Here is a 13,139-nt window from a genome sequence, read left to right on the forward strand (position 1 = left end):
CCTCATCTGAAGGCTCGGACAAAACAGAAATGGCCTGCGTCCGCACGGGCACTTCAGAATCCCACCCATCCTGAAGGGATGGGCTTGCGGCTTTAGCCGTGGGAGTGTCAAGTTCGGTTTCGTATAGAAAGAAAAAAGAAAGGACGACGTCATGAACTCAATCGTTTTAGAATATCGACTCTATAAAAATGAACTTTCGTTCGAGCCACTCTACCATTATACATCGCTCGGCCTCGATGAAGTACTCGCCCGCCGCGAATGCGAATTTTTCGTCAAGGACGGCATGACCTACAAACAGCGCTCATCGGCGCTTGAAGGCGAACAATATTTCTTGATTTACGTCGACCGCTACACGGAAGGCCCCGTCGACAAGCACGAGACGACCGACATTAAAGTGGAGATCCGGACGCTCGACGACCGGTTCGACAACCCGATGCTCGAGGCGTATTACGTCGATCGGCATCTCGACGCACTCGCCATGATCGGCAGTCAGTATTTGTACGTCGCCGGCAAAGAATATGAACGTGACTCGGCCGAGGCGGACGAAGATCGTGGCGTCTATGTCATTTACGTCACCCCTACAGGTTATACATTGGAGGAATCAACATGAAGACAAGCAAAAAAATCTTGAGCAGTCTGTCAGCCGCGGTATTAACCGCTTCACTCGCGGCGTGTGGCACCGACGAAACCGAACAAGCAACGTTACCGGAAGAACCGACGGGCTATGAGTGCGACGATTGGGACTGGGATGATGAGACGGAGTCATATTACTGTGACGACGAGCGCTCCCCTCACTTCGGGAGCTTCTTCTTACTCGGTAGCTTGTTCAATTCAAAGAGTGCATTGAAGAACTCCTCGTCTTATAAGAATTACCGTTCGAATGGCGGCGCCAACAGCATCACCCCGAACAAATCAAACTCAAGTTCCAAATCGGGACTCGGGAGCGGCTCACGAGGCGGCTTCGGGGGATGAAACGGGACGCATTATTCGGCCAAATCCCTTTCTTTTGGCCTGACTTGAACGACGAGGAATACGCCCTTTACGACTGTCTCACCATGTCCACGGACGCGGTGAGGCAGATTCGGGCGGCGACGCGTGACGTCGATACGATTTTCCGCAAGACGAACCGGCTGTTGCGAACGCTCCCGGACGATACGCTCCGCTTGCTCGGTTATCCCGAGGCGAGCTTGCCGTTCCTTCGGGACAAGGCGCTGCCGCAAGAGACGGTGATTGGCCGCTATGACTGGATTGTCAAAGACGGCACCATCAAATTGATGGAGTTCAATGCCGACACGCCGACGTTCATCAAAGAACTGTTCGATGTGAACGGCTATGTGACGACAGAATTCGGACTCGATGACCCGAACGCGACGTCGACCGACGAGCTCAAGACCGAACTTCGAAAAGCCGTCATCGCGGCGTGGCAACGACTCGGCCGGGACGGGACACCGAAAATCGTCTTCACGGCCCACGATGACAACATCGAGGACAAATGGACGACGCGTTTCCTCCAAGAGACGCTCGACTTGCCGTCGGAGTTCGTCCCGCTCGACCGTTTGCTCGTCGATACGGACGGCGTGTTCACACCGTCCGGGGAGCGGATTGACGTCTTGTATCGTCAGACGTACCCGATTGAACATCTGATCGACGACCGGGCACCCGATGGCGATTTAATCGGCATCCGCCTGCTCGAACTGAACGCGGCCAAACACGTCTCGCTCCTCAATCCGCTCTCGGCGTTTCTCATGCAGTCCAAAGGCGTCCAAGCGCTCATTTGGGAACTGTATGAGGCCGATACATATTTCGACGAAGCGGAGCGTTCTATCATCGAGACGTATTTTTTACCGACGTATCTCGAGGCCGAGCCGTTTATCGGCAAGAGCGCATACGTACAAAAGCCCGCCTTCGGCCGGGAAGGCGACTCGGTCATCCTATACGACCAAGCCGGTGTCCCGTTCCATAAAGAGGCGCTCCAGACGTACGCGGACGAGACGGCGGTGTATCAACAGTTCATCGAGCTGCCGACCCGTCTGACGAACACGGTCAACGGTCCGCTTAAGACGCACTACATGGTCGGCTGTTTTTGCTTGAACGGCCATCCGTCCGCTCTCGGTGTCCGCGCCGGCAGCATGATCACGAACAACCAGTCTTACTACTTAGCCATCGGCACAACAAAGGAGAATAACTTATGACGTTCATCACGCTCGATTCCATCTTGAGCTTCCTCGCTCACCTCGGCACAGGGTTTGGCCTGATTTTAGCCGGACTCGTCGTCTTCGCCCTTACGACGAAGTATTCGGAACGTAAATTGATTAAAGAAGGTAACGTCGCCGTCGCCTTGAAACTTTGGGGGAAAGCAATCGGACTCGCCATCGTCATCTACACGGTGTGGGCGAACAGCGTTAACTTGCTCGATGCCTTCATCTGGGGACTCGTCGGGATTCTCGCTCAAGTGCTCGCCTTCTGGACGTTTGAATACGTCCTGACGCCAGGCGTGAACTTAGAGAAAGAAGTCGAGAACGGCAACCTCGCCATCGGGATTAGCCTTTTCTCCGCCTCACTCGTCGTCGGCATCATCGTCGCCGCGAGCTTGACGTACTAATCAAACAGCCCATGCGCTCAGGATTGAGGCATGGGCTGTTGCTATAAAGGAGGGACGAAATGTCTGCACGTGGATTTTTAATCTTGCTACTGGGAATGCTCACCGTCATCACCATTTCCGTGACCGCCGGAATCCAATCGTATAACGATGTACATGAAAAGCAAGCATCCGAACAGGTACAACAAGAATTGAACGACCAGATGACTGCCCAAGGGTGGTCTGCTTACGAATACCATAAATTAGAAGGATCGACCGTCTCGCTATTCACGAACGCAGACGACACGATTCTCGGTCTAGGCATCATGAAAACGAACGGTGAGTTTAGTAGCTCGACACGTGACACAATTGAAGAAACACCATTCGACTGGGCTCATCTTGGCAATGGAACAGACGAATACCTTGGGGTTCGGTTGAACAATCAACCCGAAGACGTCGTGTACTTGCGGTTACAGAATTCCGATTGGAGTAAAACCTACATGGTCAACAATCCTCAAGACGAAGGATATATAAGGACTTACTTGATTACTCTAGAGAAGACGCTACTTGGCGACTGGACACTCGAAACGCTCGACCGTGAAAAAAATGTGCTTCATTCTGAACAATTATAAAAACCGCAAACCGATGACCGGTCTGCGGTGATGTGACGACTGTTTTGGCAGTCGTCTTTTCTTATGCTTTGGCAAGTACGGCCGATGGACCGAAGAACTCATAACGGGCTTGTGGAATCGTTTGGACGACCGTCTCCATCATCGCGGTCGGACCGCACGTGTAGACGTCGTGTCCCTCGACATCAAGTGCTTCGAGTTGTGTCGCACTCATGCAGCCTGATACGTCATCGACGTGTGTGATGAGCTGGAGACCAGCGTTTACGAGTTCATCGAGCTCTTCACCGAGCGGACGGAGGTTCGTGCTGCGAACCGCGTGCAATAACGTGACTGAACGCCCTTGGCCGAGTGCCGTTTTCGCCATGTTGAAGAGCGGTGTGATGCCGATGCCGCCAGCGACGAGTGTGAGCGGACGATCTGTCTCTTCGAGGACAAATTCGCCAGCTGGGGCACTCACTGGAATTTCCGTGCCGACCGTCTGCTCATGGAGCCAGTTTGAGACGAGACCTTCCGCCTTCGGAGCGATCCAGTAGCCGTCTTCTGTCGTCTCGACGACGCTATATTGACGATGGTGCAAGATGTCTTCCCCAGCGATACGGGCTTGGACCGAGATGTATTGACCTGGGATGGCCGTCCCGACGACGCCATCGTTCGCTTTGATCCGGAATCGTTTCACTTCCGGCGTGTCTTCGATCACTTCAGCGACCGTGAACGGTTTGAAACCGATCCATGGCGCATCGGCATACATCTGTTTCTCGAGTGAGATGAAGACGTCGGCGATGACACCATATGCTTTCGCCCACGCGTCAATGATGTCCGGCGTGGCTGCTTCACCGAGCACGTCTTGAATCGCGCCAAGTAAGTTCTCGCCGACAATCGGATAATGTTCCGGACGGATGTTCAAGCTCTTATGTTTATGAAGCGCCGGTTGGATGGCTGGAAGAATCGCTTCGAGACGATCGATATGGACGGCTGCCGCGTAGACAGCGTTGGCGAGCGCCTCTGGCTGACGACCGCGTTTTTGGTTCGTATGGTTGAAGAAGTGGCGGACTTCTGGGTTGTTTTCGAACATGCGCTTATAGAAGTGACTCGTGATGGCAACGCCGTGGTCTTTCAAGACCGGTGCGGTTGCTTTGACGATATCCATGGTTTGTTGATCTAACATATTGTTTCCCCCTTTTTGAAAGTACACGTCCATTATGTGAGGTAAGTCACTTCAAAAGCAATATATAAAATACTTGTTTAGACACAAGTTCAAATTTCCGCCTTGAATCCGCCACGCTTTTTTCACATCTTCCATCGTCGCGCTTTCGTCAGATGTCTTGTACAATGAACGGATGAAGAGGTGAAACATCATGCGGCTCACGCAAACGTGCGATTACGCACTCCGAACACTCATGTATAGCGCCACGTTCTCCCATCGTCTCGTGACGATTCAAGAAGTGGCGGATCAATATCAGATTTCAAAGAACCACGTTATGAAAGTCGTCTATGAGCTCGGCAAGCACGGTTATCTCGAATCGGTGCGTGGCCGTGGCGGCGGTTTCCGACTCGCCCGACCGATGGAGGACATCAACGTCGGCGACGTCGTCCGGACGATGGAACCGTTCGAGCTCGTCGAATGTTTCGGCGAGGGACGATGTGTCATCGCGCCCGCATGCGATTTGCGGAGCGTCTTGAACGAGGCGATGCTCGCCTTCCTGCACGTGCTCGACCGCTACACAATCGCCGACCTCGTCGCCAACCGGACGAACGAACTCGCCATGTTGCTAGGCATACAAAACCCGACAGACTGAATAGTCCGTCGGGTTTTGTATGTCGGTATGATGTTTGCATGTCATCCCCACCAACGTTTCATGATTTTCTTCACGTATAACTCAGGAGATGTATGTTCCAGGAAATGATATAAACAATTGTTCAAATCAATCTCGAGGTTTTCATCAAGCTCATTCCCGTCCTCGTCGTACAATTCGAAGTGTTCATATTTCCAATCATCATATGCGTCTTGAAGCAAATCGTGATAGGATATCCAATCCTTTCCGAAATTTGAGATGAAAGTCGGTTTCCATTGATTAATATGGATGTTGTGCAACAACTCCTCAAATGGAGACGAATACCATTCTTTTTCTCCAAGGTTTTTTACGATGGTTTGAAACACTTCCTTCGTCATCGGCTCAACGTCCCCAGAATAGTCATAGCTGACTTTATTGAATTGGTAGGGGTGTGGAAACGACTCTACTGTTTTGACCCATTGATACGGAGGATATTTCTCGATGATGTCCCCTAACAGTTTAGAAATGACAAGACTAATCTCCTGCTCGTCCAATCGTTTCATCCTCTCACTTATGTTAGCCGTGTAACCAATTATAGCGGTTTCAACTTCGCCTCGATTTCCGCTCGTCGCGGCTCGAGAAACGGCGGCAGCGCCAAGCGTTCCCCGAGTGACTCGACCGGCTCATCGGTCGCAAAGCCCGGCCCGTCCGTCGCGAGTTCCACTAAAATCCCGCTCGGCTCACGGAAATAAATCGATTTGAAATAATAACGGTCGATCAGGCCCGAATGACTGATGCCGAATGAATCGAGCCGCTCGACCCAACGCGCCATCTCCAAATCATCCTCGACGCGGATCGCGATGTGGTGGACACTGCCTCGTCCTGGACGCTCCGACGGTAAATCTGGACGGTCGACGAGATGAATCTCGGTCGCCACACCCCCGTCCCCCGTCTCGAACACACGAACCGATTGGCCGTTCCGTTCGAACTCGGACGTGAACCGATAACCAAGCACGTCCGTCAGTACCCGCTCCGTCTTCTCGATCCGCCGCACCGTCCACTCGCTAAATCCGAGGCCGAAGACGGCGACGTCTGCCGGCACCGGTCCGTTTTTCCGCGGCGTCCCTGATCCGCCCTCGACAAGACAGAGCCGTTGCCCCTCCTCGTCCTCGAAGTAAAGCGTCGGACGACCGAGCACTTCCTCGACCGGATCATGGAGTACACCGAATTCGGAAAATCGTTCAAGCCAGTACGACAATGTCCCGTCCGGCACCCGAAGCGCTGTCCGCGAGATGCTGCTCGACCCTTTATACGTTTGCCCGAGAAAAGGCAGCTCGAAGAACGTCAAATCCGTCCCCGGTGTCCCCGATTCATCTGCGTAAAACAAGTGATACATCGATGGATCGTCTTGGTTGACCGTCTTTTTGACAAGTCGCATCCCGAGTACCTCCGTATAGAATCGCAAGTTCTTCAACGCGTCCCCTGTCATCGCCGATACGTGATGTTGTCCTAAAATCGCCTTCATCCCACTTCTCCCCTTTCAACTTTGATTATATTGTACCATCCACAAGTAAGTAAAGTTAGCTTTACATTAAGTAAAGTTTACTTTACACTGAAGATAGAAACAAGAAATGAGGTGGCGGCATGCCATTAATCAATCGCGTCAAAGAGTTGCGGGCCCGGCATCAATTGACCCAAGGCGACTTGGCAGCCAAGGTCGGTGTGACGAGACAGACGATCATCTCGCTCGAAAAGGGGAGCTACACCCCGTCGCTTCTGCTGGCGATGCAAATCGCCCGCGTGTTCGAGGAACCGGTCGAATCTATTTTCACAATCGAGGAGGAAACAAATTGAAACACGTCGTCATCCAATCCATCTCCAGCATCATCTTGTATGTCCTGATGGCTTTTCTGTTCAGTTCGTTCTTGTCTAACGTGTCGACCGTCATCGAGACCGACCGATTCGAGATTGAGTTTAACCTGTTACCGCTCTTGCTGTTAGTCGGCTTCTTTATCATTTGGACAATCTATTCGTTCAAGACACGCCCGAACCAAAACTTAAGCTTCGGCCAATGGTCGGTCCGGATGACGGAATTTAGCGAAGTCGACGAGCGGGAACAGATTATCACGGCGAAAGCGACGAAAGCGGCCTACGTCTCATTCGGGATCACCGTACCGCTCCTCATGGCGTCGTTCATGTTTTATCCGCTGTTCGAGAACGCGCTCCCAGCCTATCCGATTTACGCGCTCGCCTCGACACTGATCATCTCGACACTCGTCTATATGACGACTTGGATCCGCGCCTATACCCGTTAAGGAATTCACATCGAATTCCTTTTTTTGTGTCGATTTTTCGTCGAGTCGTTCCCTACGATTGCGAATTCGGTCACGTCGTGCTTATATATAACTAAACGGTTATATACTAAATGTATTGAAGGGGTCTTTCATCGTGAAAACCATCGATTTGACGACCGGTCAGGTTCAACGCGTCATCGTGGCGCTTGCCCTCCCGCTCGTCGGCAGTTCGCTTTTACAGTTCACGTATAGTCTCGTCGATATGTTCTGGGTCGGTGCGCTCGGTAGCGACGCCGTCGCCAGCATCGGCGCGGCCAGCTTTTATATCATGCTCGGTCAGGCGATTCAATCCCTTATCGTCGTCGGCGCCGGCATCAAAGTGTCGCAAGCCGTCGGACGGCGGGATCAGGCGTTGATTCAGCGCTACGTCCGGGCCGGGAGGCGGATGAACCTTGGTCTCGGCCTGTTATTCGTCACCGTCCTCGCCGCGTTCGGCCAGGCGCTTATCGGCTTTTTGAACATGGACGCACCGGCTGTCGAACGATTGGCTTACAGCTATTTGCTCGTCAGTGCACCGATGCTCATCTTTTCGTTCTTCAACTTGTTGTTCGCCCGTCTGTTCAGTGCCTATGGCAATACGACGACGGCGATGCGTATCAACGCGACCGGGGTCACCCTCAATATGATCCTGTCACCGCTCTTCATCTATCCGCTCGGACTCGGCGTCGTCGGAGCCGGTCTCGCGACGCTCGTCGCGAACGTCGTCATGTTCGGTTTCTTCTGGCACCGGGCCCGCGCTTTGTTCGATTGGGAAGAGACGGTCGAACCAAATCGCACGGACTATAAAGAAATTCTTCGCCTCGGTTTCCCGATGGCGACCCAGCGCGTCTTGTTCACGGTCATCAGTATTTTCCTCGCCCGCATGATCGGCTCATACGGGACCGAAGCGATCGCGGCCCAGCGCATCGGGCTTCAAGTCGAGTCGATCGCCTATATGATGATCGGCGGATTGAACGGTGCCATCGCAAGTTACACGGGACAAAATCTCGGCGCCCGCAAAGTGGACCGGGTCCATGAGGGCTATCGGGTGACGACACGACTCGGTGTCTTGTATACCGGGTTGATCACCCTCGTGTTTTTATTCGTACCGGACGTCCTAATCGGGCTGTTCGTCGATGACCCGACAACGATTGACATCGGTGCGAACTATTTACGGATCATCGGAATCTCGCTCATCTTCGCCTCCTTCGAGATGATTGGGAACGGCTACTTCTCCGGACTCGGGCTACCGAAAATTCCGGCGACGATCTCGATCGTCTTCACCGTCGCCCGCATCCCGCTCGCGCTTGCCCTCGAGCCCTATCTCGGTCTCGATGCCATTTGGTGGAGCATCGCCATCTCAAGCATCGTCAAAGGGCTCGTCTCTGTCCTCTATGTCCGACTAATGAAAAAGGAAGTGACTTCCCTTGCAGAAGCGATTTAATCAACTAACCAAACAATTGTTGCACGGACGTTTCGCCATCGAGCGTGAAATGCTCCGCGTGACACCTGAAGGGACGCTCGCCGTAACGAAACATCCGACAGGACTCGGTGACAAGGCGACGCACCCGTATATTACGACCGACTTCTCGGAAAGTCAGATTGAACTGATTACCCCGACGTTTCCGACCGTCGAAGCGGCGCACAATTTCTTAGAGACACTGTACGACATCACGGCACTGAATATCGGTGACGAACGGCTTTGGCCGCAATCGATGCCGTGCGCGCTTCCGGACGGCGGGGTCATCCCGCTCGCGGATTTCGGCAATTCAGGACTCGAGGCCGGCCGCTATCGGGAACACCTGCTCCAAAAATACGGGGCGAAAAAACAGCTCATCTCGGGCATCCATTTCAACTTCTCGTTCGCAGACGAGTTGATTGCCGCCCTCTATGAAGGATCGCCGGAACGCTACGACCGTTTCAAGAACGACCTTTATTTAAAACTCGTCCGCAACTATTTACGGACGCGTTGGCTCGTCGTCTATCTGTTAGGCGGGACACCGGCTGTCCATACGAGCTATGAAGAACGTTGCGTCAGTCAAATGCAGGCACTCAGCGAGGACGTGTATTCGAATACGACGGCGTTATCGTACCGGAATAGTGACTGCGGCTACACGAATGTCGAGCCGCTCTATCCGGACTATTCAACACTCTCAGACTACACCGCGAGCGTGCGTCGCTTCATCGTTCAAGGCGACATCGCCAACCCGAACGAGCTCTACTCCCCGATTCGGCTGAAGACGTCACGAGGCGGCAATGACTTGGAACGACTCGAGACGAACGGCATCGATTACATCGAGATTCGCAATATCGATTTGAACCCGTTCGAGAAGACCGGTATCGCCCTGTCCGATTTGAAGTTCTTGCACGTCTTCTTGCTCTACTTGACGTTGAAAGACGAGACACGATTTGTGGATTGGCAGGCAGAGGCGTTCCACAACCAGCAACGCGTGGCGAAACAAGGCCTATCTCCAACGCTTTTGCTGTACCGCAATGGCGAGGCGGTGCCACTTCAGACGTACGCACGCGATTTGCTCGACGAAATTGAAGCGTTCAATGACCGATACACACTCGGGTTCGACGACGTCTTTGCCTCTGTCCGGGATCGGATTGACCGTGTCGAGGCGACTTACGCGTCACGCCTCACCTCCGCCATGATGACAGACGGCTATACAAAGTGGTCGCTCCGACAAGCCGAACTGTTCTATCAAGACGCATACGCTAACCGGTTCCGGATGCACGGCTACACGGATATGGAGCTGTCGACGCAGATTTTGATGAAGGCGGCCCTGAAACGCGGCTATGCCGTCGACGTGATTGACCGGGATGATCAGTTCATCCGAATCCGGAACGGCAACCAGACCGAGTACGTCAAACAAGCGACGAAGACGTCGAAAGACAACTACGTGTCGGTCCTCATGATGGAAAACAAGACGGTGACGAAACATGTGCTCGCCGAACATGGCATCCGTGTTCCGGGAGGAATCGAACTCCGCAGTGAAGCCGATTTACAGGACGCCTGGACTATGTTCGCGAATGAACCAATCGTCTTGAAACCAAAATCGACGAACTTCGGGATCGGCATTCACATCTTCAAGGACGGGACGACGTTCGAGGAGGCGCTCGAGGCGTTTCGTCACGCTCTTGCGTTTGACGACGTCGTCCTGCTCGAGACGTTCCTGCCTGGGAACGAGTATCGTTTCCTCGTCATCGGAGACGAGGTCGCGGGCATTTTGCACCGTGTCCCGGCGAACGTGACCGGGGACGGCGTATCGACGATTCGTGAACTCGTCGCCAAAAAGAATGAGGATCCGCTCCGCGGGAAAGGCTATAAGACACCGCTCGAAAAAATTGACATCGATGACATCGTCGTCGCGTTCCTGCGTCCACAAGGCAAGACGCCAGACAGTGTCCTCGCCGATGGCGAACTCGTCTTCCTTCGTGAGAACTCGAACATCAGCACGGGCGGTGACAGTATCGACTATACAGACCAGATTTCCGATTCATACAAACGGATCGCGGTCGAGTCAGCCCGAGCGATTGGCGCGACGATTTGCGGCGTCGACATGATGATTCCGTCGCTCGCGCGTGAAGGTGACTACGGCATCATCGAGCTGAACTTCAATCCGGCCATCCATATCCACGCCTTCCCTTACGAAGGCAAGGAACGACCGATTGGCGAGACCGTGCTCGATTTGTTATTTGACGGAAGAGGTTGAAGAGGTCCATGAATCGGGAATAGAGACTACATTGATTAGACAGATGTATCTTCTTTCTCGAGAAAGGGGTCTTTCTAATGGAAAAAGTGAAATCTCAAATCGAAGGCAAAACATTAGTCGTCGAACGCAGTTTTAACGCGCCGCGTGCGCTCGTGTTCGAGGCATTCTCAACACCGGCCCACCTCGAAGCATGGTGGGGACCGGCCGGATGGAAGACAGAGGTTCGTACGTTCGAGTTCGAACCAGGTGGCACATGGCATTACAAAATGACGTGTGTCGACAAGGAGCAGGGTGACTATTACGGTATGGAGTCATGGGGGAAATCGACGTTCCTCGAAATCGATCCGCACCGAAAAATCGTCTATACGGACGCATTTTCGGACGCGGACGGACACGTCAATCCCGAACTTCCCGTCATGACGATCACGAACGAGTTTGTCGACATCCCGAACGGCACACTGTTCATCAGCCGCTCCGAATTCACGGACGCCGAGTCGCTCCAGCAAGTCGTCGAGATGGGGGCCGTCGAAGGCTTCTCTTCGCAACTCGAACGGCTCGACGCCATCATCTCTCGATAACAACAAGCACCGTCCCTCTCGAGGCACGGTGCTTGTTTGTCGTCAAAATAAAAAGTAACTGACAATCAAAATCAACGTGAAAATGAAAACCATCCCGATGGCGAGCGCGACAAGGCTCATCTTCGCCGATTTGAACTGCTGAGAGTTGATCGTATGCACCTTTTTCAAATACGACCGGGTCCCGACGAGGATCGTCGCGATCCCAAAGATGATCGACAAGATGCCGATCGCCGTAATCAATTGGTGCTCGGCCCCGTTCAAATTTTCACTTCGATAGTAGTGGAAGTTCGTCACGAGAAAGCCGATTCCGATGACCGTGATGGCCGTCCGAATCCAGGCGAGGAACGTCCGCTCATTGGCGAGATGTTGCTGGATGTACTGCGAATCGACCGTCTTCTCTAAATCTAGTTTCACCGATATCCCTTCTTTCTAGCTCATCATTGCTCTAATTGTTCGAATAATCGATTGAGTTGATGTTCATCAATCTCTCCATACGCATCCCCGATACTGATCTCGGTCGAACAATAGTCGTCATGTGATACGAGATAGCCCGTGACGCCGACCCCTGTCGTCTCTTGAACGGATTGAATCCGTGCCGCGACCGCTTCGTCGTCCCCTTCGAGATGAAGATGGAACATGTTCGTCACCGGGACTTCCGGTGTCGTCCACACTCCGTCGAGCGCATTGAAGCGGCGCGCCAGTTCCTTCGCCTGCTCGACATACATCCCCATTCGGTCTTTCCGTAGCTCGTAGTAATAGTCAGCCGGGATGATGTACGGGTACAGTCCAATCAAGTCACCGCCGTACCGCCGTTTCCATATTCTCGCCTCGTCACAGAACGGTTTAGGTCCTGCTAAGATGGCACCTGCAATACCGCCGATGCCTTTATAGAATGAGACGTAGACGCTATCGAACAACGCACATACTTCCTCCGCTGTCTTCTCATAATATGGGAGCGTCTCGAGGAGGCGCGCTCCATCTAGATGCAGACGAATCCCTCGCTCCTGGCACAAATGACTAATCGCCTCAAGTTCAGTAAATGACGGTAAGTAACCGCCGAGTTCCCGTTGTGGCAACTCAATCAACAGGCAGGCGACATCCGGTAACGCCTTCACTTCGTCGAGCGTCATCAACCGGTCGTCATCCCCAAGCAAAATCGGTTCGAGGTGATGCAACTCCTTCAACCCGTCCTGTTCGTGAATCTCCAAGTGACAGAGCGGATGATAGGCGACGTTTCGATTTTCGGTCTCGTCCGCCCAAATCCGTAAGGCGATTTGTTGTGCCATCGTGCCGCTCGGGAAGAAAATCGCATCCTCCATACCCAGTTCTTGCGCCATTTTTTGCTCGAACCGCATGATGACCTCGCCCGTCCCATAGTGGTCGCTCACCTGATTCGGGTCGACCTCAGCGAACGCCTGTTGCAAGACGCCGACAGTTCGTTTCCCGTGACCGCTCAGTTGATGTGACGTCTGTTGATACGATGTCCGTAAATCCATGTCATCCCCTCCACAAGAAGCCCCCTGTCCATAG

Annotated in this window: 16 protein-coding genes; 11 read left to right on the forward strand and 5 right to left on the reverse strand. The window is 53.2% G+C overall.

The annotated features are described in order from the left end of the window. The first annotated feature begins 151 nt into the window (after window positions 1-151). The 5 genes from KNP74_RS12005 to KNP74_RS12025 are packed head-to-tail and all read left to right on the forward strand — an operon-like array spanning window position 152 to window position 3,210. On the forward strand, window positions 152-610 hold the full coding sequence (locus KNP74_RS12005; protein WP_214764405.1) for a hypothetical protein: 459 nt from the start codon (window positions 152-154) through the stop codon (window positions 608-610). Next, window positions 607-972: a hypothetical protein gene (locus KNP74_RS12010; protein ID WP_214711063.1), complete on the forward strand. Its 366-nt coding sequence runs from the start codon at window positions 607-609 to the stop codon at window positions 970-972. Before KNP74_RS12005 ends, KNP74_RS12010 begins: the two co-directional genes overlap by 4 nt. Beyond that, window positions 969-2,192, forward strand: coding sequence for a glutathionylspermidine synthase family protein (locus KNP74_RS12015; protein ID WP_214764406.1), 1,224 nt, complete (start codon window positions 969-971; stop codon window positions 2,190-2,192). Before KNP74_RS12010 ends, KNP74_RS12015 begins: the two co-directional genes overlap by 4 nt. Continuing rightward, window positions 2,189-2,602: a DUF350 domain-containing protein gene (locus KNP74_RS12020; RefSeq protein WP_021066039.1), complete on the forward strand. Its 414-nt coding sequence runs from the start codon at window positions 2,189-2,191 to the stop codon at window positions 2,600-2,602. Before KNP74_RS12015 ends, KNP74_RS12020 begins: the two co-directional genes overlap by 4 nt. A 59-nt stretch (window positions 2,603-2,661) precedes the next feature. Next, window positions 2,662-3,210 carry a hypothetical protein gene (locus KNP74_RS12025; protein WP_214764407.1) on the forward strand — a complete coding sequence of 183 codons (549 nt, stop codon included), beginning with the start codon at window positions 2,662-2,664 and terminating at the stop codon, window positions 3,208-3,210. A gap of 61 nt (window positions 3,211-3,271) precedes the next feature. On the opposite strand, the gene KNP74_RS12030 is transcribed toward KNP74_RS12025, so the two are convergent. Next, window positions 3,272-4,372, reverse strand: coding sequence for a globin domain-containing protein (locus KNP74_RS12030; protein WP_138858710.1), 1,101 nt, complete (start codon window positions 4,370-4,372; stop codon window positions 3,272-3,274). Window positions 4,373-4,562: 190 nt separating this feature from the next. Between KNP74_RS12030 and KNP74_RS12035 the strand changes: the two genes are divergently transcribed. Next, window positions 4,563-5,003, forward strand: coding sequence for an RrF2 family transcriptional regulator (locus KNP74_RS12035; RefSeq protein WP_021066036.1), 441 nt, complete (start codon window positions 4,563-4,565; stop codon window positions 5,001-5,003). 41 nt (window positions 5,004-5,044) lie between these two features. Here the strand turns inward: KNP74_RS12035 and KNP74_RS12040 are convergent, their stop codons facing one another. Together KNP74_RS12040 and KNP74_RS12045 are read right to left on the reverse strand one after the other, a co-directional pair. Next, window positions 5,045-5,542, reverse strand: coding sequence for a hypothetical protein (locus KNP74_RS12040; RefSeq protein ID WP_214764409.1), 498 nt, complete (start codon window positions 5,540-5,542; stop codon window positions 5,045-5,047). 29 nt (window positions 5,543-5,571) lie between these two features. Next, window positions 5,572-6,504, reverse strand: coding sequence for a ring-cleaving dioxygenase (locus KNP74_RS12045; protein ID WP_214764410.1), 933 nt, complete (start codon window positions 6,502-6,504; stop codon window positions 5,572-5,574). A gap of 119 nt (window positions 6,505-6,623) precedes the next feature. Between KNP74_RS12045 and KNP74_RS12050 the strand changes: the two genes are divergently transcribed. From KNP74_RS12050 to KNP74_RS12070, 5 genes are all read left to right on the forward strand, one after another. Continuing rightward, window positions 6,624-6,833 (forward strand): helix-turn-helix transcriptional regulator, encoded by a 210-nt coding sequence (locus tag KNP74_RS12050; protein ID WP_021066034.1) that lies wholly within the window; start codon window positions 6,624-6,626, stop codon window positions 6,831-6,833. Further along, a complete protein-coding gene (locus KNP74_RS12055) occupies window positions 6,830-7,294 on the forward strand; it encodes a hypothetical protein (RefSeq protein WP_214711286.1) in 465 nt (154 codons plus the stop codon). Before KNP74_RS12050 ends, KNP74_RS12055 begins: the two co-directional genes overlap by 4 nt. Window positions 7,295-7,427: 133 nt before the next feature. Further along, entirely contained in the window at window positions 7,428-8,756 is a 1,329-nt protein-coding gene (locus KNP74_RS12060; protein ID WP_214764411.1) for an MATE family efflux transporter, read from the forward strand. Then, window positions 8,740-11,031 carry a bifunctional glutamate--cysteine ligase GshA/glutathione synthetase GshB gene (gene gshAB, locus KNP74_RS12065; RefSeq protein WP_214764412.1) on the forward strand — a complete coding sequence of 764 codons (2,292 nt, stop codon included), beginning with the start codon at window positions 8,740-8,742 and terminating at the stop codon, window positions 11,029-11,031. Before KNP74_RS12060 ends, gshAB begins: the two co-directional genes overlap by 17 nt. 77 nt (window positions 11,032-11,108) lie before the next feature. Beyond that, window positions 11,109-11,609, forward strand: coding sequence for an SRPBCC family protein (locus KNP74_RS12070; protein WP_138858704.1), 501 nt, complete (start codon window positions 11,109-11,111; stop codon window positions 11,607-11,609). Between the two features lie 42 nt (window positions 11,610-11,651). Here KNP74_RS12070 and KNP74_RS12075 read toward each other — a convergent pair whose 3' ends face one another. Next, on the reverse strand, window positions 11,652-12,023 hold the full coding sequence (locus KNP74_RS12075) for a YidH family protein (RefSeq protein WP_214711283.1): 372 nt from the start codon (window positions 12,021-12,023) through the stop codon (window positions 11,652-11,654). Window positions 12,024-12,046: 23 nt separating this feature from the next. Continuing rightward, a complete protein-coding gene (locus KNP74_RS12080) occupies window positions 12,047-13,105 on the reverse strand; it encodes a threonine aldolase family protein (protein WP_214764413.1) in 1,059 nt (352 codons plus the stop codon). Between the last annotated feature and the right edge of the window lie 34 nt (window positions 13,106-13,139).

The sequence above is a fragment of the Exiguobacterium sp. s141 genome (assembly GCF_018618085.1).
In the GTDB taxonomy this organism is placed as follows: Bacteria; Bacillota; Bacilli; order Exiguobacteriales; family Exiguobacteriaceae; genus Exiguobacterium; species Exiguobacterium mexicanum_A.